Annotated in this window: 16 protein-coding genes; 12 read left to right on the top strand and 4 right to left on the bottom strand. The window is 38.9% G+C overall.

Annotated features, from left to right (window positions below):
• Position 1: 1 nt before the first annotated feature.
• Entirely contained in the window at positions 2–1267 is a 1266-nt protein-coding gene (locus tag CNR22_06050; protein PBQ31342.1) for an ammonia channel protein, read from the bottom strand.
• A gap of 337 nt (positions 1268–1604) precedes the next feature.
• On the opposite strand from CNR22_06050, the gene CNR22_06055 reads away from it, so the two are divergent.
• From CNR22_06055 to CNR22_06085, 7 genes are all read left to right on the top strand, one after another.
• Positions 1605–3023 carry an exo-poly-alpha-D-galacturonosidase gene (locus CNR22_06055; protein ID PBQ31343.1) on the top strand — a complete coding sequence of 473 codons (1419 nt, stop codon included), beginning with the start codon at positions 1605–1607 and terminating at the stop codon, positions 3021–3023.
• Between the two features lie 2 nt (positions 3024–3025).
• Positions 3026–4459, top strand: coding sequence for an arylsulfatase (locus tag CNR22_06060; GenBank protein PBQ31344.1), 1434 nt, complete (start codon positions 3026–3028; stop codon positions 4457–4459).
• Positions 4449–5237: a lysophospholipase gene (locus CNR22_06065; protein ID PBQ31345.1), complete on the top strand. Its 789-nt coding sequence runs from the start codon at positions 4449–4451 to the stop codon at positions 5235–5237. Before CNR22_06060 ends, CNR22_06065 begins: the two co-directional genes overlap by 11 nt.
• Before the next feature lie 7 nt (positions 5238–5244).
• Entirely contained in the window at positions 5245–6165 is a 921-nt protein-coding gene (locus tag CNR22_06070; GenBank protein PBQ31346.1) for an alpha/beta hydrolase, read from the top strand.
• 243 nt (positions 6166–6408) lie between these two features.
• Positions 6409–9555 (top strand): SusC/RagA family TonB-linked outer membrane protein, encoded by a 3147-nt coding sequence (locus CNR22_06075; protein ID PBQ34838.1) that lies wholly within the window; start codon positions 6409–6411, stop codon positions 9553–9555.
• Positions 9556–9566: 11 nt separating this feature from the next.
• On the top strand, positions 9567–11072 hold the full coding sequence (locus CNR22_06080) for a RagB/SusD family nutrient uptake outer membrane protein (protein ID PBQ31347.1): 1506 nt from the start codon (positions 9567–9569) through the stop codon (positions 11070–11072).
• A 101-nt stretch (positions 11073–11173) separates the two neighbouring features.
• The gene (locus CNR22_06085; protein ID PBQ31348.1) at positions 11174–12436 is read left to right on the top strand and encodes a hypothetical protein; all 1263 of its coding nucleotides are present in this window, start codon (positions 11174–11176) and stop codon (positions 12434–12436) included.
• A 31-nt stretch (positions 12437–12467) separates the two neighbouring features.
• Here CNR22_06085 and CNR22_06090 read toward each other — a convergent pair whose 3' ends face one another.
• The 3 genes from CNR22_06090 to CNR22_06100 are packed head-to-tail and all read right to left on the bottom strand — an operon-like array spanning position 12468 to position 14895.
• On the bottom strand, positions 12468–13361 hold the full coding sequence (locus CNR22_06090; GenBank protein PBQ31349.1) for a branched-chain amino acid aminotransferase: 894 nt from the start codon (positions 13359–13361) through the stop codon (positions 12468–12470).
• Entirely contained in the window at positions 13358–14074 is a 717-nt protein-coding gene (locus CNR22_06095) for a hypothetical protein (protein ID PBQ31350.1), read from the bottom strand. The genes CNR22_06090 and CNR22_06095 overlap by 4 nt, the downstream gene beginning before the upstream one ends.
• 32 nt (positions 14075–14106) lie before the next feature.
• Positions 14107–14895, bottom strand: a complete 789-nt coding sequence (locus CNR22_06100; GenBank protein ID PBQ31351.1) for a heme oxygenase — start codon at positions 14893–14895, stop codon at positions 14107–14109.
• A 229-nt stretch (positions 14896–15124) separates the two neighbouring features.
• Here CNR22_06100 and CNR22_06105 point away from each other — a divergent pair, with 229 nt between their 5' ends.
• The 5 genes from CNR22_06105 to CNR22_06125 are packed head-to-tail and all read left to right on the top strand — an operon-like array spanning position 15125 to position 21509.
• Complete coding sequence (locus CNR22_06105) at positions 15125–15325, top strand: hypothetical protein (GenBank protein PBQ31352.1); 201 nt, start codon at positions 15125–15127, stop codon at positions 15323–15325.
• Positions 15326–15372: 47 nt separating this feature from the next.
• On the top strand, positions 15373–17019 hold the full coding sequence (locus CNR22_06110; protein ID PBQ31353.1) for a glycoside hydrolase: 1647 nt from the start codon (positions 15373–15375) through the stop codon (positions 17017–17019).
• A gap of 14 nt (positions 17020–17033) precedes the next feature.
• Positions 17034–18953 (top strand): glucuronyl hydrolase, encoded by a 1920-nt coding sequence (locus tag CNR22_06115; protein PBQ31354.1) that lies wholly within the window; start codon positions 17034–17036, stop codon positions 18951–18953.
• Positions 18953–19984, top strand: coding sequence for a pectinesterase (locus CNR22_06120; GenBank protein PBQ31355.1), 1032 nt, complete (start codon positions 18953–18955; stop codon positions 19982–19984). The genes CNR22_06115 and CNR22_06120 overlap by 1 nt, the downstream gene beginning before the upstream one ends.
• Positions 19985–19988: 4 nt before the next feature.
• Complete coding sequence (locus CNR22_06125; protein PBQ31356.1) at positions 19989–21509, top strand: altronate oxidoreductase; 1521 nt, start codon at positions 19989–19991, stop codon at positions 21507–21509.
• Positions 21510–21523 lie beyond the last annotated feature (14 nt).

Here is a 21523-nt window from a genome sequence, read left to right on the forward strand (position 1 = left end):
ATTAGAGCTTTTCGCCGTGCTGACTTAAATCGAGGCCTAAGAATTCCGCTTCGGCATCTACTCTTAAAGGAATGATCATGTCAGTAATTTTTAAAAGAATCCAGGTTCCGCCAAAAATGAATACAGAAACACAAACCATCGCCAGGAGCTGAACTAAAAACAGCCTGCTTTCACCAAAAAATAATCCATTATCAACAACAGCGCTGTTTACTGCCGAGCTTGCAAATACACCCGTGAGAAGCATTCCAACTATCCCTCCTACGCCATGTGACGGAAAAACATCTAAGGTGTCATCAATAGAAGTACGACTTCTAAACTCAATTACAAGATTACTTATCACACTGCTGATGCATCCTATCAAAATAGCGTGGGATATACTTACATACCCGGCAGCGGGAGTAATAGCCACGAGTCCAACCACAATTCCAATACATGTGCCCATGGCACTCGGTTTTCTTTTTCTAAATACATCAAAACAAATCCACGCAAAGGCTGCTGCTGCTGAAGCAATAGAAGTAGTAGCCAAAACATTTGCCGCTGTTGAGTTTGCTGCATAAGCCGAACCTGCATTAAAACCAAACCAACCAAACCAAAGAAGACCTGTACCTATCATTACATAAGTTATTCGCGCAGGGCTATGACTAACATCGTTACGGCGTTTTAAATACAAAGCACTGGCAAGAGCGGCCCAGCCGGCGCTCATGTGAATAACAGTTCCACCTGCAAAATCAAGAACACCCAGCTTAAAGAGAATTCCCTCAGGATGCCAGGTGGCGTGTGCAAGTGGACTATAGATAAATACTGAAAACAAACAGATAAAAACAAGGTAAGCACTAAAACGGATACGCTCTGCAAAAGCGCCGGTGATAAGTGCCGGCGTAATGATTGCAAACTTCAACTGAAAAATCGCGTATAAAATTAATGGAATTGTCGGGGCAGTAACCCAGGGCGTGCCGTTCATGACATCTTTCATCATAAAAAAAGTAAAAGGGTTGCCTATGATTCCGCCAAGTGATTCCCCGAAACATAAACTAAATCCAACCAATACCCATAGCATAGTGATGACCACCATGCTAACAAAACTCTGTAACATGGTTGAGATAACATTTTTTTTACTCACCATACCCCCATAAAAAAAAGCAAGTCCCGGCGTCATAATCAAAACAAGTGCCGTAGACGCCAGCATCCACGCTGTGTCAGCGGCATTAATTGTGGGCGCCACGGGCGGAATAGAATCATTGCCAGGAAAAAACAGGCAAATACTCATAAAAAAACAAAAGAACAAAAGCAGGAAAAGACGTTTATTCATAGCGGGTAGAATTAATATATCTTGCCGAAATTATATTTTTTCTATAAAAACAGTATGAATACTTACGCAAACGATAACGCCTCAAACAGCAAAACCTGATTTTACTTTTTAAAAACAAATGATTTTGATGTGCAATTTTAAAAAGACATAAGAATACGTCTCTTCGTTTATATTTGAAATTACAGGATAGAACAGGACAGACTTAGGCTTGTCTTTTTTTTTCTTTACTAAAGTATTTAAGTAATCACTCATCTGATTATTCCTTTACTTTAAACAGGAATAAAATAAATAATCTATGAAAAAAAATCTTGCCATCTGTTTTCTTTTAATTTCTGGTTTCTTCTTCGCTCAAAAAACAGGTGACATGTCCTGGGTAAAAAAAGTAGGTGCCAGAAAATTTCCCGCCAGTCAGGCCGTTTTCAACGTTAATTCTTATGGAGCAGTTAATGATGGAGTTACTCTGTCAACAGAATCTATCCAAAAAGCTATTGACGATTGCGCCAAAAAAGGCGGTGGAATTATTTCGTTTAACGCAGGTACCTATGTTATGGGATCCATTTTCTTAAAAGAAAACGTACACCTTAAAATCGATAAAGGTGTTCTTATTTTAGGATCACAAAATTTTTTAGACTATCCCGAAATTGACACACGCATTGCAGGAATAGAAATGAAATGGCCCGCGGCCCTTATTAATATCATGAATACCAAAAATGTTGCTGTGAGTGGAGAAGGTGTAATTAATGCAAGAGGAAAATTTTGCTGGGATAAATACTGGACAATGCGAAAAGAATACGATGCTAAAGGTTTACGATGGATAGTGGATTATGATGCCAAACGCGTGAGAACTTTTCTCGTACAAAATTCATCTGATGTTTCACTCACAGGTCTCACTTTTGAAAACGCCGGTTTTTGGACCGTTCAGCTGCTGTACTCAGATCATCTTACGGTTGATGGTATAACTATTAAAAATAACAAAGACGGTAAAGGTCCTAGTACCGATGGAATAGATGTAGATTCCTCTAGTTGGGTTTTAATTGAAAATTGTGATATCGACTGCAATGATGATGATTTTTGTTTGAAGGCAGGAAGAGACTGGGATGGTTTGCGTGTGAACAAACCTACAGAATACGTTGTTATTAGAAAATGTATTGCGCGAAAAGGTGGTGGACTCTTAACTTTAGGAAGCGAGACATCAGGGTATATTCGCCACGTACTGGCCACGGATCTTATTGCAAAAGGTACGGGTAACGGATTTCATATCAAATCAGCAACCACTCGCGGTGGCGGTGTAGAAGACATTCACTTTGAAAATATTCAAATGGACAGTGTGAAAAATGTTTTTCATTTTACTATGAATTGGAATCCGGCCTACAGTTACTCAAAATTGCCGGAAGGAATAGACCCGGAAAATATTCCAGCGCATTGGACAACCATGTTAAATAAAGTAGACCCCGTTGAGAAAGGAACTCCGCATTTTAAGGATGTGTATGTAAAAAACATTAAAGTGAGTAGTGCCAAAGTGATCATACTCGCTGAAGGCATGAAAGCGTCTTATCTGCAAAATTTTAATTTCCAGGATGTAAACATACTTGGTGACGAAAAAGGAAAAATTGAATTTGCCGAAAACTGGACTTTTAAAAATGTAAAGTTGTTGTCTAAAAGTGATAAAGACCTGCAGGTAACGGAGTCTGTAAATGTAACTGTTCCAAAATAATTATGAAAAATCTCTTATTTACAATTTCTCTTGTACTAGCACTTATTACAAAAGCACAAACAGCCCAGGGGCCTAATATTATTTTTATTCTTGCCGACGACCTTGGTTATGGCGACGTAGGATGTTATGGTCAGCAAAAAATAAAAACACCGAATATTGACGCACTTGCCAGAGAAGGAAAACGTTTTACGCAATTCTACTCAGGTACTGCGGTTTGCGCGCCTGCACGCACTTCCCTTATGTCGGGCTTACATACGGGCCATACACCAATTCGTGGTAACAAAACTTTTAAACCTGAAGGACAAACTCCACTTCCTGATTCGATTATTACTTTCGCAACCCGTCTACAAAATTCAGGCTATAACACTGCAGCTTTTGGAAAGTGGTCTTTGGGATTTATAGGAACATCGGGCGATCCTGCTAAGAAAGGAATTCAGAACTTTTATGGTTATAATTGTCAAACATTAGCTCACGATTATTATCCCGATCATCTTTGGGAAAATACAACCCGCATCGAATTTCCTTCGAATGCACGTAAGCACGACCATTATTCTGCGGACATTATTCATGAAAAAGCCATGCAATTTATTAGCGCGCAAAACAAAGAAAAACCCTTCTTTATTTATTTACCTTACACACTTCCTCACGCTGATTTAAATTTACCAGAAGATTCTGTTTATAAAAGTTACGTGCAATTGTTTAACGAACCTACTCGCAACATAAGCAGTCCTGCAGATACCATCGGCGGAAAATTATTTCAGAAATACCCACACGCTGCTTTTGCTGCTATGGTTTCCAGACTGGATAGATACGTAGGAGAAATAACACAACTGATTGATAAAATGGGGTTTGGGGAGAATACTATAATTATTTTTACGAGCGACAATGGTCCTCATCGCGAAGGCGGAGCAGACCCGGAATTCTTTAAAAGCGGCGGTATTTACAAAGGCATAAAAAGAGATCTTTACGAAGGTGGTATTCGCGAACCGTTTATTGCCCGCTGGAAAGGGACTATCAAACCAGGTGTGGACAATTCAAGTATTTTTGCACTCTACGATTTTTATAATACGGTAATGGATCTGTCAAAACAGCCCGCGGCCTATTATACAAAAGATGGCATCTCTTTTCTGCCAACTTTGCTGGATAAAAAACAAAGTCAGCACCTCTATTTATATTGGGAGCTAAATGAGTTTGGTGGTAAGCAAGCCATTCGCGTTGGAAAATGGAAAGGAGTAAAAACAAACATACTCGAAAATGCGAATTCACCTCTGGAACTATACGATCTCGAGAAAGATCCATCAGAACTTTATAATCTTGCAGAAAAAAACCCTGCAGTTGCTAAAAAATTAAATGTACTCATTCAGTCTGCACATGTCGCTAATAAGGACTGGCCGCTGCTTTTAAACGAAAACAAGTCTTCATTACATGAAAAATAAGATCCGTTACTCTTTAGGGTTTATCGTTGTCGCATCCCTTCTATTCTCTTTTACCTTTCTTTCAAAGGAAAAACCCACACTCTTTATTATTGGAGATTCTACTGTGAAAAACGGAGATAATACCGGCAAAGATAATTTGTGGGGCTGGGGAAGTTTTATCCAGAATTATTTCGACACCCTGAAAATTTCTATACACAATGATGCTATTGGTGGAAGAAGCAGTAAATCTTTTATTACCGACGGACGTTGGGATAAACTAATGAGTGAATTAAAACCCGGAGATTTTGTGATCATTCAATTTGGTCATAACGATCGGGGTCCGCTTGACGATACTGCTCGTGCGCGAGGCACCATTAAGGGAACTGGAGAGGAAACGAAAGACATTTATAATCCTGTTAGAAAAGTAAAGGAAACCGTACACACATACGGATGGTATCTTCGCAAGTACGTAAACGAAAGTAAATCAAAAGGAGCAATCCCTATTATTTGTTCTCTTGTTCCAAGAAACATCTGGACAAATGGAAGAGTAGAACGTTGCAACGATGATTACACTAAATGGGCTAAAGAAGTTGCTGCAGAAACCAAAGTCAGTTTTATTGACTTGAACAATCTGGTAGCAGACAAATACGAAGCAATGGATTCTGTAAAAGTAAAACTTTTTTTCCCGAAAGACCATACTCATACAAATTTAGAAGGTGCTAAATTGAACACCGAAACCGTAGTAAGCGGAATAAAAAATTTAAAGGAAAATCCGTTAAAAAATTATTTAATTCAATAAAACTACCATGACAGCTTTAAAAAACCACCTTTTAATAAGTCTTATGGCTTTTACAACACTTTTTAAAGCGCAGGAAATCATCCCTTTATACAGTGGAGAAATCCCTAATTCAAAGCCCTGCAACCTGGTAGAATCAAGTACTACAACCTTACGGGCTTCCGATAGCGTCATGGTCGAACGCGTCTCTCATGTTACAAAACCCGAGCTGATCGCTTTTTTTCCGCCGGCCGGAAAAGCAAACGGCACCTCTGTTATTATTTGCCCCGGTGGCGCATATAAAATTCTTGCTATAAACATTGAAGGTTATGATGTTGCTAAAAAACTAAACGCAGCGGGCATCACAGCGTTTGTTTTAAAATACCGGTTACCAAGTGACACCAGTATGCGCGATAAGAGTATTGGCCCTTTACAAGATGCCCAAAGAGCTATACAACTTGTAAAAGAAAATGCAGAAAAATGGCGGCTTGATAGCACAAGAGTTGGCTTGATGGGATTTTCAGCAGGCGGTCATCTTGCTTCTACTGCCGCAACCCATTTTAAAGAAGTAATTCCAAATGCTCAGAAAATAAATCTCATTCCATCTTTCTTAATTCTCGCATATCCTGTTATCAGTTTTGAAGACAGCCTGACACACCTTATCTCGCGCTCACGCTTGTTAGGACCATCACAATCACCTGAAGCAATACATTTGTATTCTAACGATAAACAAGTAAGTTCGAAAACACCTAAAACATTTATCGTTCACGCCATTGATGACAAAGGGGTGAAGGTTGAAAATTCATTGTACTTCATAGCAGCTTTAAAAAAATACAAAGTGCCTGTAGAGGTATTCTTGTATGCTAAAGGAGGCCACGGTTTCGGAATTCTAAATAAAACCACTCCCGTTAACTGGATCGACGATTGTATCCGTTGGATAAATACAAACTAATTTTTCACATTATTCACTACAGTAGGATAAACGGATTTTGTATCTATTCTTTAAAAAAAAAATCTTACTATCTGTAGCACTTTCAAAGCTTTTTTTTATTTCGACAGGATAGTGCATAACGGTTTCCGTGAATCATTTTTTTTTCTTTGGCTCAACAGAGTGAGTGACTACTTATTTTAGTGAGTAGTCGCTTATTTTTTGAATAAATAGAAACTATTGTTAACCACAATTAAACAAACACACATGAAAAAAAAACTACTAACATGGTGCCTTACATTACTGTCCATAGCAGCGTTTGCTCAAACGCGGACTATAACGGGCAAGATTATTGGTTCTGCAAAAGACACCCTTGCCGGTGTTGTTGTAAAGGAAAAAGGAACCAGTAACGGAACATTAACCGATGCAAATGGCAACTTCTCTCTTGTTGTGGCCGATACTGCAAATGTTACACTTCAACTATCTGCCGTAGGATTTCGCGATAAGGAAGTAAAACTAGGAACACTTTCTTCTGCGAATTTAACTTTGGAGGAAGATGCAGAACTTCTCGACGATGTTGTTATTGTGGGATATGGTACTCAAAAGGCCTCATCGATAAGCGGCGCTATTGCGACATTTAAAGCCGACAACCTCGAAGAAAGGCCCGTGGCAAGGGTAGATCAGGCATTGGTAGGACAAATGGCCGGCGTGCAGGTAAAACAAACTTCCGGAGCCCCGGGTAAAGCCATGAGTATTCAGGTACGGGGTGCAGGATCTATTTCCGGAGGCAACGAACCTTTATACGTGTTAGATGGTTTTCCTTTAAGTCAGTCGGCTCCCGGAGCCAGTGGCAGCTTTGCAACAAATCCGCTCGATAATATTAATCCCAACGACATCGAATCTATTCAGGTTTTAAAGGATGCTTCGGCAGCAGCCATTTATGGATCACGCGCTGCAAACGGTGTTGTTATCATAACTACCAAAAAAGGAAAATCAGGAAAACCACAACTTAACTTTAACGTTACCAGCGGCTTTTCGCAAGCAAGTAAACGCGTAAAGATGATGGATGGCGATCAGTGGATTAACAGAGCAACAGAGATGATCAACGCTCAATGGGTAGCTTCTGGTACCGGAAGAACTGCTTCTCAAACAACAGAACAAAGAAGACAAATATTAAACTTACCTGCAGGGGGTATTAATCCAACTTATATGCTCGACGACCGCTGGGCGCAACCGGGTCGCCCTGGTCTGCAGGAAATAAACTGGCAGGATGAAATTTTCCGTACTGGTTTCATGCAGAATTATCAATTGTCAGCAAGCGGCGCTACTGATTACATGCGCTATTATATATCCGGAAACGTAGGTAGTCAGGATGGTTTTGTAAAAGGTATGGATTTTACAAATTATTCAGCAAGAGCTAACGTGGAAGTAACGCCTAATAAAAAATTCAAATTTGGTATTAATCTTGCGCCTACCTTTTCCATAAGAAATGATCCGGGTGTTGAAGGTAAAGATGGTATCCTTCACCAGGCAGTATCTTTTTCTCCTATACAAGAAGCCAGTTCTGGCTTGCACGTTAACACTTATGATAACGCTGGTTATATCTGGTCTAACTCACTTAATAGCTCTGTAGATAAATTAACTACTCAGGTAGGAGAAAATAAATTATTCAGAACACTTGCAACCACTTACCTCAATTATGAAGTGCTTCCGGGGCTTGTGGCGCGCACCACGGTGAATCTTGACAATGCTGACAATACAAGAAAAACATTTATACCTTACACGCTTGTAGGTACGCTTGCGTCAAGACAAGGTCAACCAGGTGTTAATACCTCAGGCACCTACTCGGCTTACCGCAACCAAACTTTTGTAAATGAAAATACACTAGGCTATTCGAAAAAATTCAAAGAAGTACACAACCTTTCTGTTCTTGCGGGTCACGCCTATACCACAGGTAAAATTGATAACGTAAACATCGCTTCAACGGGCGGCTATGCAAACAGCTCTATCACCACACTTAATGCAGCTACAGGTATTACTGGACCTGCAAGTACAAACACCAGCGAAAGTAAAAATGTATTAATCTCCTACTTCGGAAGGGTGCAATACGATTACGCAGGTAAATACCTTTTATCTGCAAGCTTAAGACGCGATGGGTCGTCTCGTTTTGGTGCTAATAACAAGTGGGGTTATTTCCCTTCTGCCTCTGCCGCCTGGAGAATTTCAAGCGAAAAATTCATGGCAAAAACGACGAAAATAATGAACGATTTAAAACTTCGCGCAAGTTGGGGTAGATCAGGAAACTATAACATTGGCGATTATTCAAGCATATCAACACTTGGTTTCTCAAACTACACTTACAATGGAGCTTTGGCTACCGGACAAGCGCCAAACATTCTTGCTAATCCTGATTTAAGCTGGGAAAAAACAGAGACATTTAACTATGGTGTTGATATGGGATTTTTTAAGAACAGGATTACTTTTTCTGCAGACTATTACACTAAAAGAAGTACTGACCTTTTATTGAACGTACCCGTACTACAATCTACAGGCTTTGTAACTTCTTTATCCAATGTAGGTGAAGTATTGAACAAAGGATGGGAATTAGAACTAACCAGCAACAATGTTGTGAGAAAATCCTTCAGCTGGAAAACATCTGCCAATTTAACACATAACAAAAATGAAGTGATTGCACTTGGTAAAGGTCAAACTAAAATTGAGCTTCCTTCCTCTTTTGATATTTCCAATACAGTGTTACAGGTGGGAGATCAGATGAACAGTATCTATGTTGTACAGCAAGATGGTTATCTTACTGCGCAGGATATTGCAGATCATGCACCGGTTTACGGAACACAAACTGTTGGAGATCCTAAATATGTAGATGCTAATGGTGACAATAAAATCGACGCCAATGACCGCGTAGTTGTAGGTCACCCCAACCCTAATTACATCTTCGGACTCACCAACACGGTAAAATACAAAGGATTTGATCTTTCTGTTCTTGTTCAGGGTCAGCAAGGTGGTAGTGTGTATTCTCTTTTTGGAAGAGCTATAAACCGCACGGGTCAAGGCTCACAAGATAATACACTTGCCGAAAATGAAGGAACAAAATACTATTCCACATTTGGACGTATCGTAAATACTGATTGGTTGTACTCTTCAGATTATTTAAGCATCCGTAGCATTGTTCTTGGTTATGATCTGAAAAAAGTGATAAAAAGCGAAAAAATCCAGGCTGCCAGATTTTACGTTTCTCTTGAAAATTATTTCTCCTGGAATAAATACAAAGGCGGATTTAATCCGGAAGCTTCTAATACAGACTTAAGTGGAAGTGCTGTTTTCCCTAATGCAGGAGACTATGGTGGACTTCCCCTAGCCAAATCACTAATTTTCGGTTTGAATATCACCTTTTAATCTTAAAAAAAATGAAAACAACTTCTAAAAGATATTTCCCCGGACTACTGGTAATCGCGTTATTTGTGATCTCTTCCTGTAAAAAGGATCTGAACCAAATACCAATTTCCAACTCTACAACAATCACTTTTTATAAAACGCAAAGTGATTTCACGCAAGCCTTAACAGCAATATATAATGACCTAAGAACTTTCCCAAACAGAATGCTCAATTTATCTGAAACACGTTCGGATAATTTATATGCTGCTTCTGACGGCGGAGTGAGAGATTGGGAAGGCATTAACGGCTTTGCTTCTACACTTAACAACAACCCATACATTGTAGAAGCGTACAAAACAGATTTCAACGGAATCTACCGTGTTAATGAATTCCTTAGTCAAATGGAAACTAACGGATCAATTATCTCAAATCCTGCCTTGCGCACGCAATATGAAGCAGAGGCTAAATTTTTACGTGCTTTCTACTATTTTGATCTTGTAAGATGGTTTGGCAAAGTTCCTCTCGTAGATAAAGTGCTCACTGCTAAAGATGCCGAAACAATTGGCAGAAGTCCGGTTGCAGATATTTACAAATTTATTATCGCCGATCTTGAATTTGCAAAATCAAATTTACCATTAAATCAAACGGATAAAGGGCGTGCTACTCTCAATGCCGCCAAAGGAATTCTTGCCCTTGTTTATATGACGCGTTCAGGTCCAACATACGGGATCGAAGGGCCGGGTCTTGGCACTAACGACTGGCAAACAGCAAATACACTTCTTGGAGAGATAATAGCAAGCAATAAGTACTCTGCAGTTGCAACCTTTACAAGCATATTTTCTTATAGTAATGAAAACTCAACTGAAGTTGTCTTCGACATACAGTACTTAAGCGGCGGTATTGGCGTAGGAGCTAACTTTGTATGGCTGCTGACTCCAGACGGTTACTTTCAATCTTTTGGTCTACCAACCCAGGGTGCACTTTTCATCCGTCCGGTTTCGCAAAACTTTCTAAATTCTTTTGCTGCAGAACCGGGTGACATTAGAAGAGCCGCTACCATTACGAATTCGTATGTTTCAAATGGCGTAACTGAATCGCGTCCGTTTTACACAAAATATGTAGACGTTACAAAATATGGAAAAGATGCAGCAGATTGGCCAATCAATTATATAGTGATGCGTTATACGGACGTGCTGCTCATGAAAGCAGAATGTATTTTACACGGCGCAACAGGCTCCCAGGGAGACGTTGACGCAGCTGTAAATCTGGTGCGCGCCCGGGCTGGTTTAACGCCCGTATCAGGCGTAACTATGGCAAGTTTAATGGAAGAAAGAAGAAAAGAGTTTGCTGCGGAAGGGTTGAGATGGCATGATCTTGTAAGAAGCGGTTTAGTAACAACTATAATGCCTGCATGGATTGCAGCTGATGATGTACAACATCGCATTAGTCCTTTTCAACCGAACTATATTATTTATCCCATTCCCCTGTCAGAATTAACTACGCTTCCTGGATTATATACACAAAATCCTGGATACTAAATTTATCTGTTTCATCGAAAAAAACAGTCTAAAACATACTAGCCTGCCACTGTTAAAAGGCAGGCTATTTTTTTAATGTCATTATTTTATCTCTCTGAAAAATGAAAAAAAACAGCGCATTCATTCTCATCTTTTTTCTAAGCTTATGCAACACCATTTATTCTCAACAGGAAATGGAAACAGGTGGTAAAGAAATGCCTGATGAGTGGATCGACAAAGACACCAAACACAAAGTTGTATGCATCTCCAGACGAGAAGGGATAAACCTGAGTTTTTACTTTCACAACAATCCTTTTGTTGGAAATAAAATGGTGTTTTACGGAAGCAACGAAAGACAAAAAGAAAATTATCCAGGCGAACTAAAAAACAAATCACAGGAAATTTACAACCTGAATGTAAAAAACAAACAACTTTACCTTCTTGATCTCGCTACTTTAAAAATTGAACAGCTTACGCATAATGGAAGTGCTATGGCTGGTGAAATTTTATCTGCCTCTACACATGAAATTTTCTATCAAATAAACGACAGCGTTTTCGCTACAGATGTAAACACGAAAAAAGAAAGGCTGCTTTATGTTTTCCCGAACGATTTTAAAGGAAATATAACCTCCGTAAATTCTGATGGAACCTTGCTGGGCGGTGCCTGGGGAACAGACAAAGAAAAAGAACTTTTCAAGAAGTATCCTGAGAAACACGATTTTTTTAATATCGTTTTTGAAGCGCATCTCCCTCGAACTTTATTTACGCTAAATACAAAAACAGCTCAACTCAATAAAATATGGACAGATTCTGCCTGGTTAAACCACGTTCAGTTTTCCACAACGAATCCAAACTTATTAATGTTTTGTCACGAAGGTCCGTGGCACAAAGTTGATCGGATATGGACAATAGATGTTGTATCTAAAGAAGTAACAAAAGTGCACACGCGCACCATGGAAAATGAAATTGCCGGACACGAATGGTTTAGCGCCGACGGCAAAACTATTTGGTTTGATTTACAAATGCCTAAAGGTGAAACATTTTTTGTAGCTGGACGTGACGTTGCAAGCGGTAGAGAAAAAAAATTCGCGTTAAAAAGAGACGAATGGAGTATTCATTTTAATAGTTCAAAAGATAATTTAACCTTCTGCGGAGATGGTGGAGATCCGGGGCAGGTAGCCAAGGCAAAAGATGGTCAGTGGATTTATCTTTTTATTCCCGAAGGAGATCATTTCACCTCTGAAAAGTTAGTAAACATGAAAAATCACAATTACAAACTTGAACCCAATGTTCATTTTTCACCAGACGAGAAATGGATTATTTTCCGCGCAAACTTTGAAGGGAAAGAAGAGATCTACGCAGTAAAAATTGAAAAAGAGAAATAGCACTTCTACTTCTCTTTTTTTTTATTCTTATTCAGGCAGCAACCATTTCTGAGGCTACACCTTTTACAAGTTTTGTGTAATCGTCTGCTAACATTGCACCGATTGTATCGCTGAATTTCTTAGCGAAAATACTATCATTTACCGATTGAATACCCACAACTTCTGATGCTGTTCCCGTGTAAAAGGCACCATCTGCTCCTACTAAACTTTCCGGGCGAATGTGTCCGACTTTTACAGTGATGCCCCTTTTTTCTGCCAGCTCAATAATTGTACTCCGCGTAATTCCACTTAAAATATTTCCTTTTGGCGGTGTATAAAGTATACCGTTTTTTTCCATGAAGAAATTAGCTCCCGGTCCTTCGGCAATATTTCCCTGTGCATCTAAAAGTAGCGCTTCATCATAGCCTTTTAATTTTGCTTCTGTGCTTGCAATAATAGAATTTGCATACTGTCCTGCACACTTTGATTCAATAGGTACAGCAAATGGATTTGGTCTTTGATAAGAAGAAATCATAAGGCGCAATGTTCTGTCGCCTAAATATTTGGGCCAGTCCCATGCTGCGATTAAAAGATCTGCCTTTAACGGCGCAGTTAACGACATGTTAGGTTCCTGTGCATAAGCCAGTGGACGAATATAGGCTTCCTTCAGGTTATTTAATTCCAGTAATTTGTAGGTTGCTTTTTCCAGTTCCTGCGCAGTGTATGCAAGCGGAAGATAAATGAGATCACACGAGCGCTTCAAGCGTTCGAAATGTTCCAATCCTTTAAATATAACAGTACCCTTTGGCGTCATGTAGGCTCTAATACCCTCAAAAACGGCATATCCATAGTGCAGACTTTGTGCATATAAATTGCAATTTGTCTCTTTCACATTTTTAAATTCTCCATTGATAAAAACAATGGAATCTTCATTATAATAATTCATGCTGATTTCTTTAATAGATTAGTTATTTGGTTAACTTGATTTAATTTTTTTTCGTAATCGGAAATGATCTGATCGAAAGTTGCCGCAACATGATCCGCTTTGCTCACTACATTATCGCGGCGCACATTTTCTACAAAGGCGTAAAAAACAGATGCAATCCCGGCTTCACGAACCTCATAGTCCGTATATCCATCACCAATCACGATAATTTCACCACTCAGGTTGAGCTGAGAAACTAACTTTACTTTACCTTGTGGGGAAGCAAGGAGATTACTGTGATCAAAACCGATAATATTTTCATACTCATCGAAAATAAAAGAATTGGCAAAAACATTTTCTGCCTTAATACCATACTCCAACACTACCGGCAAAATAAATTCACAGAAGCCATTAGATACAATAAAAACTTTGTCGGCATTTAATTTTAAAAACTCTTTGTTAGCACTGAAGGATGCAGATACCATTCCGCGTAAAATCTCAATAAGTGGCTTAAGATGTTTTTTGTGAGCATTTAATAAAAGTAAGCGCGATTCTAGTGATTCATTGATAGAGAGTTCACCCCTCATTCCTTTGTCTGTTATAGCTTTAACCTGATCGAGAATCACCGATCTTTCATTTTCATTGGTGTAGCACAATTTACATAACTCATCGAATGCCTCAACTTTCACAAATGTGCTGTCGAAGTCTATAATAAAATTGTGTGCTTTTTCCATATCTTTTAAATGAATTTGATTGCTTTCTACTATTAAAGGTGAACAGGTTGTTTAATTCTTTCAAGAATAGAATCCCATAATTCTATTCTCCCCAGCAGCGAACGATTTATCGCGTAGGTGGCCTCTGTCCATTTCATTTCGTCGTCTCCGCAAAGTTCACGCGTCATCTCATGAGCAACCTTCGAAAGATCATCGTCTTTATCTTTAATGTGCAGATCTATGTAGTATTTGAAAATACTTACACGCTCAGGATTCTGATGATCCAGCTCCTGGATAAAATTGATGAACATATCAGGAAGTAAATCTCTGCGGCCGAAAGTGAACACTGCAGCCTGCACGTGCACCTTGTCGCCAGAAATAGAGGTTTCAATTGTATTTTTAATAAACCGGCGTGCTGAACCGCGAATATTACTTGTAGCTAATGAGTTGCTGAAGGATTCGCCACTTTTTAATTTATTGAGTAACGAAAGAACAGGCCGCATATCACAACCCACTTGTTCCATAGCCTTCAGGTAAATTTCAAAATGACTGCTACGATTTCCTTCATGATCAATTCCACTTTCTTCTTCCAACACTATTTTATTGATCATATACCTCGTTTTTGCATTCCCTCTCGGAATCCAGGGAACATGAATTGAAGTAAGTTTTTGTTGCAGAACCTTTAAAACAGACATGAAATCCCACACGGCAAATACATGTTGTTCCATAAATATTGTAAGATCTTCGAGAGATTTTATTTCATTGTAAATTGGATGAGTTTTTACCTGATGCCTTAAGCTTTCAATCTCAGCTTCTAGTTGTTTAAGTCTTTCGTTTTGCATGTGTGTAGTTTTTAATAATTATACTTAAGTTACCGTACTATTTTGCTTGTCGTCATTCTTAAATGACCAGGTACAAGATTTAAAATCTTTGAATTCTTTTATAGCATCAGAATATCTTTCTATAACACAAAAAAATCTCTTTTTCAAATCATGTAGTTTGTCGCTTCTTCAAAACTGCTCCTTTCAAATTTCCAAGAACATAAATTGCGTTACATTCTCATTTTTTCAAATGTGCAATCTTTTTTATGGAAATAATAATTTCCAGCCGACAATATTCACGCAAACGGTTGCGCTGGAATCACCTGAAAATACTGGCATTCCGACCCATATTCCAACTTTTAATCCCGTCCTCGAAAATGCAAAGGTTACCGGCAACGTTTGCGTAAGTTTTCCTGTTAAATACCGCTCTACGTATGAAAAAACACAGTAAACTTGTGTTGTTGAGACATTAAAAATGAGTAATCACTCACTAAATTTATGAGACAAAAACTGATATTATTTTTCGCAGCAATTCATTGTCTTTCGTTTGCTCAAACAAAAGCAGATTGGAAACTTCCTGTCGTAACTGAACCTACTTTTAAAAAAGATTCATTTAATATAAAAAATTACGGCGCCGTTCCCGATGGCATCACGCTGAATACAAAAAGCATTAACGACGCTATTAACGCGTGTCATGCAAAAGGTGGTGGTGTAGTTGTTATTCCTTCAGGACAGTGGTTAAGTGGTCCCATCGAATTAAAAAGCAATGTTAACCTGCATTTGCAGGAAAATGCTTTCCTGCTTTTTACAAAAGATAAAAGTCAGTATGCACTGGTAGCTACCAACTGGGAAGGCCTTCCAGCGGTACGCAACCAATCTCCGGTTTCAGGTACAAATCTTCAAAATATCGCCATCACCGGAAAAGGAATCATCAATGGAAATGGGGATGCCTGGAGAGCAGTAAAAAAAGATAAGCTCACAGAAACACAGTGGCAAAAATTGATTTCTTCAGGTGGAGTCCTTTCTGAAAACGGAAAACAATGGTATCCCTCTGAACAGTTTTTACAAGCTTCAAAACTTGACAAACCGGGCGTTTTAACGAATGGAAAAACACTTGATGACTATAAAAATTACAAAGATTTTTTTCGTCCGAATTTAGTTGTTCTTACTTCCTGCAAAAAAGTTTTGATAGAAGGTTTGACTTTTGAAAGTTCAGCAGCCTGGTGCTTGCATCCGTTAATGTGCGAAAATCTCACAGTAAGAGGTGTTACAGTAAAAAATCCCTGGTATGCCCAAAACGGCGATGGTATTGACGTGGAGAGCTGCTCCAACGTGCTTATTGAAAATTCAAGTTTTGATGTTGGCGACGATGGTATTTGCATTAAATCAGGCCGTGACGAAGAGGGAAGAAAAAGAGCCATGCCAACACAAAATTTAATAGCACGTAATTGCGTGGTGTATCATGCGCATGGAGGATTTGTTATTGGCAGCGAAATGAGTGGGGGTGCCAGAAATATTTTTGTGGAGAACTGCACTTTTATTGGAACCGACATAGGTCTTCGTTTTAAAACAACCCGCGGAAGAGGTGGCGTTGTAGAAAATATCTTTGTTCGCAACATTAACATGAAAGATATTATTGCGGAAGCTATTTTATTCGATATGTATTACATGGCGAAAGACCCGGTTGTTTTAGCAGGCGAATCAAGAGCTGATATTAAAATTGAAACCTTTCCTGTAACCGAAGCAACTCCGGTTTTCAAAAATTTCCATATAGAAAACGTGGTTTGTGATGGCGCAGAAAAAGCAATTTTTATACGTGGTCTGCCCGAGATGAACATCACTGATATTCACCTTGAAAACATTACCATACAGGCGAATAAAGGCATTGAAATTACGGAAGCGGCTGCTATTACTTTAAAAAATGTGTATGTTATCCCGGTGGAAACTAATCCCGTGGTAAAGATCAATAATGCAAGTAATATTTCTTTTGAAAAAAGTCGCTTTAAAGATGGATCTGATTTGATTTTTGAAATCAGTGGTGCCAAAACAAAAAATCTAAAAGTAACCAACTCAGCGCTGGCAAAAGCTAAAACACAAACAAAATTTTTAGAGAATGTTTCAGAAAAAGTTCTTGAAATAAAGTAGAACCCCTTTTGTTTATGATCAAAAAAAACGCCCTCATACTTTTAATAGCTGTTATTTTCTTAAAAGGGAATGCACAGGAAAAACCTTTGTCACAACAGATGGCTGCCACCATTATGGAACTCTGGAAAGATTCTATGAAAGTAAAAATGGATGGACAGCCCGCGCCGTGGTCATACGAACAAGGTGTTGCATTGGAAGGATTCGAAGTACTATGGAAAAATACTGCTGATGCACGCTATTTTGATTACATAAAAAAAGCTATGGATTTTTTCGTGAAAGAAGATGGAACTATCCGTCGTCTGAAAGAAAATGAATACAATATTGACAATGTAAAAAATGGTCGCTCTCTGATTTTACTTTATCACGTCACCAATCACTATAAATACCTCAAAGCCGCGCAAATTTTAAGAAATCAATTAAGAACCCATCCGCGCACTTCTGAAGGTGGATTCTGGCATAAAAATATTTATCCACACCAAATGTGGCTCGACGGACTTTATATGGCAGAGCCATTTTACGCTGAATATGCAGCGGCTTTTAACGAACCTAAAGCTTTTGATGATATTGCCGCGCAATTCATCCTGATGGAGAAACATGCGCGCAATTCTAAAACAGGTTTGTTATACCATGGCTGGGACGAATCTAAAGGAATGAAATGGGCGGATGAAACCACCGGCTGCTCACCTAATTTTTGGGCGAGAGCTATTGGCTGGTATGCCATGGCCTTAGTAGATGTGCTTGATAATTTTCCGGAGACCCACCCAAAAAGAGATTCCCTTATTTCCATTCTTAATCGTGTATGCACCGCAGTTGAAAAAGTTCAGGACCCTGCAACCGGACTCTGGTACCAGGTAATCGATAAACCAACAGGTAAAGGAAATTATTTTGAGTCTTCTGCATCTTGCATGTTCACTTACGCCTTCGCTAAAGGGGTTAGAAAAGGCTATCTGAATGAATCGTATTTAAAAGCTGCGAATAAAGCATATGAAGGTATTAAGAAAGAATTTATTGAAAAGCGTTCTGAAGGAAAAATTAATTTAAAAGGAACTTGCAGCGTTGCAGGCCTGGGAGGCAGAAAATATAGAAGTGGGAGTTATGAATACTATTTGAGCGAGCCTGTTGTAACAAATGATCCTAAAGGTGTTGGGTCATTTTTATTAGCAGCTAATGAGATGGAAATGGCCTCCACAGTGGCGTTGGGAAAAGGTAAAACCGTTCTCCTCGATAATTATTTCAATAAAGAAACAAAAACAGATTCTTCGGGTTTTACCTTCGACCATCATTACGTTTGGAATGAAGAAGAACTAAACGGATTTTCATTCTTCGCGCATGTTTTTAATAAATATGGTGTAAAAACACTTCAATCGAAAGAACAACCTGCTCCTGCTCTTCTTGCTAAAAGCAACATCTACATAATTGTCGATCCGGATAATAAAAAAGAAAGTGCTAACCCTAATTTTATAACGGATAAAAACATAAAGGATATCTACGATTGGGTTAAAAATGGTGGCGTTCTTTTATTATTCGCTAACGACACAGGTCATACAGAATTACCCGGCATTAACAAGCTGGCCGCGAAATTTGGAATTCATTACAAAGATCAGCCTATTAACATGCTCAACGGAAAAGAATATGAAAAGGGTGCAGTAATGATATCTCCAAACAACGAAATTTTTCCGCACGTAAAAAAGATTTATGCAAAGGAAGTTGCTCCTGTTGAAGTAAAATCGCCCGCAAAACTGGTGCTCTCAAAAGGAAATGACGGAGTGATCGCTGTTTCCAGGGTTGGAAAAGGAACAGTATTTGCAATTGGAGACCCCTGGTTATACAACGAATATATAGATGACCGTAAAATTTCAGCCAATGAATACGAAAATTATAAAGCCGCTGAAGATCTTGTAAACTGGGCTATAAAACAACTACAAAAAAAATAATGCCGGTACCAACTAAAATATCCGTTTTTGTTTGCATTGCTTTTCTTAGCATTGCAACTTGCTTTGCGCAGTCAAAAAAAATCATTGTATCTCAAACTGGTCCTGCTGACTTTAAGAGTATTCAGGCTGCCATTGCAAGCTTAAGCGATTCTTCAGCAACCCCAAGAACTATTTTTATTAAAAAAGGAACCTACAACGAAAAAATTTATATTGAGAAGCACAATATTATTTTAGAAGGGGAAGACAAAGAAAATACAATTGTTACCTACGCTATTGCGCGTGACGAGTGGAAATGCGAGCACCCTGGAGACTGGGGAGTTGCGACGGTTAACATTGATGGCAATGATGTCACTTTTAAAAACATGACTTTCATTAATAGTTACGGTTTCGACTGGAAAGCTGACAAAGTTATTTATTGCCCCACCGATACTTTTTCGGATCATTCAAAAAAGATAAACCGTTTCGGTCACCAGATGACCGTTAGAACGATGAAAGCTACGCGTTTCAAGGCAGTTAATTGTGTGTTCAGATCCTATGCAGGTGATACAATGAGCCCCTGGAATGTAAAATACGGACTGTTTTATTTTAAGGATTGCACCATGGAAGGTGGCGTTGATTTCTATTGTCCGAGAGGCTGGGCTTACGCGGATAACTGCAAATTTATAGCTACACGCGGCGATGCAGCGATATGGCACGACGGATCACATACCGAAGACTCAAAAACAGTTTTAAACAATTGCTCCTTTGAAGGCTACGATAAATTTGTTTTGGGGCGTTATCACCGCGATGCACAATTTTACTTACTGAACTGTAAGTTCGCGGCGAACATGAAAGACACTACGATCTACCGTGTTGCCACAAAAAATGTAATCCGTTGGGGACACCGCGTTTATTTTTATAACTGTCACAAAGAAGGTGGCGACTATAAATGGTTTTCAGATAACATTCAAACAGCAGCCGGTTCGCCTGATCCAAAAAAAATTGACCCCTACTGGGTTTTTGGAAAAAGGTGGAATCCACTAATAGACTAGTAAAATGATTCTTTCGAAACAACATATAAGCAAAATAGTTCCTAATAAGGACCTTAAAATTCCAAACGAAAAACTTTTTTCTCTGCCTGAAAAAGTTCTGCAATTTGGAACAGGAGTTCTACTGCGTGGCCTGCCTGATCATTTGATTGATGAAGCAAACCGTAACGGTATTTTCAATGGGCGTATAGTAGTAGTTAAATCAACCGGCAAAGGCGGTACCGACGATTTTGATAAGCAGGGAGGTTTATACACCCTATGTGTTCGCGGTTTAGATAAGGGTGTTCAGAAGGATGAAAAGATAATCAACGCATCCATTAGCCGTGTGCTTTCTGCCAAAGAAGACTGGAAAAAAATTATGACCTACGCTGCCGATAAAGATCTGCAGGTGATTATTTCAAACACTACCGAAACAGGCATAAAATTAGTTCGTGAAGGACTTCTATTCGCTTCGCCGCCAGAATCTTATCCAGGTAAATTAGTTGTCTTTCTTTACGAGCGTTTCAAAGTTTTTAAAGGAAATGCCTCAAGTGGCCTGGTAATTCTACCAACAGAACTAATTTCAGAAAACGGTAAACAACTTCGCACAATTTGCATTCAACTAGCCGAGCTCAATCACTACGAAAGTGATTTTATCCACTGGTTGCAAACGGCTAACGATTTCTGCAATACCCTTGTAGACCGGATTGTTCCCGGAGCACTTCCCGTAACAGAACACAGGGCAGTTGAAAAACAATTAGGGTATTCAGACAAATTGATGATAATGGCTGAGCCTTATTATTTATGGGCCATTGAAACCACAAATGAGCGCACTAAAAAAACATTATCCTTCGTTACAAAACAAAGTAATGCCATTATTTGCGACAACATTTATAAGTACAAAGAAATCAAATTAAGACTTTTAAACGCGTCTCATACATTTAGCTGCGCATTAGCTCTGCAATTAGGTTTTACGACAGTTAAGCAAGCTATGGAAAATAAATTTTTCCGTAATTATATTTCAGGACTTATAGAGCAAGAGATAATTCCAGCCATTGTTGGAACTGAAATTACATTAGAAGAAGCGAAAGAATTTGCTTCAAAAGTGATTGACCGTTTCGCTAATCCTTTCATTGCACACGAATGGCTGAATATTTCGGCGCAGTATACGTTAAAACTAGTCTCACGCTGTATTAAGGTTATAGAGAATCATTACAAATTCTCTAAGACTGCCCCAAAAAACATTACACTCGGCTTTGCAGCTTACATTTTATTTATGAGGTCGCGAAAAAATGATGAAGGCAAATTTATCGCGACTATTCGAGGCAAAGAATTTTTAATAACAGACGACAAAGCTTCAATACTTCATAAACACTGGCAGCTAGAGGACCCCTCAAAAGTCGTTAAAGCCATCTTAAAAGATGAAACACTTTGGGATATGGATCTGACAAATTTTCCAGACTTTGAAGAAAGTGTGCTAAGAGCAATGGATTCTTTAAGTGAAAAAAATACCGATACGCTGCTTGCGCACGCATTAACCACGCCTTAATTTAAACGAGACAA

The organism is Sphingobacteriaceae bacterium (assembly GCA_002319075.1).
Lineage (GTDB): Bacteria > Bacteroidota > Bacteroidia > B-17B0 > Aurantibacillaceae > Aurantibacillus.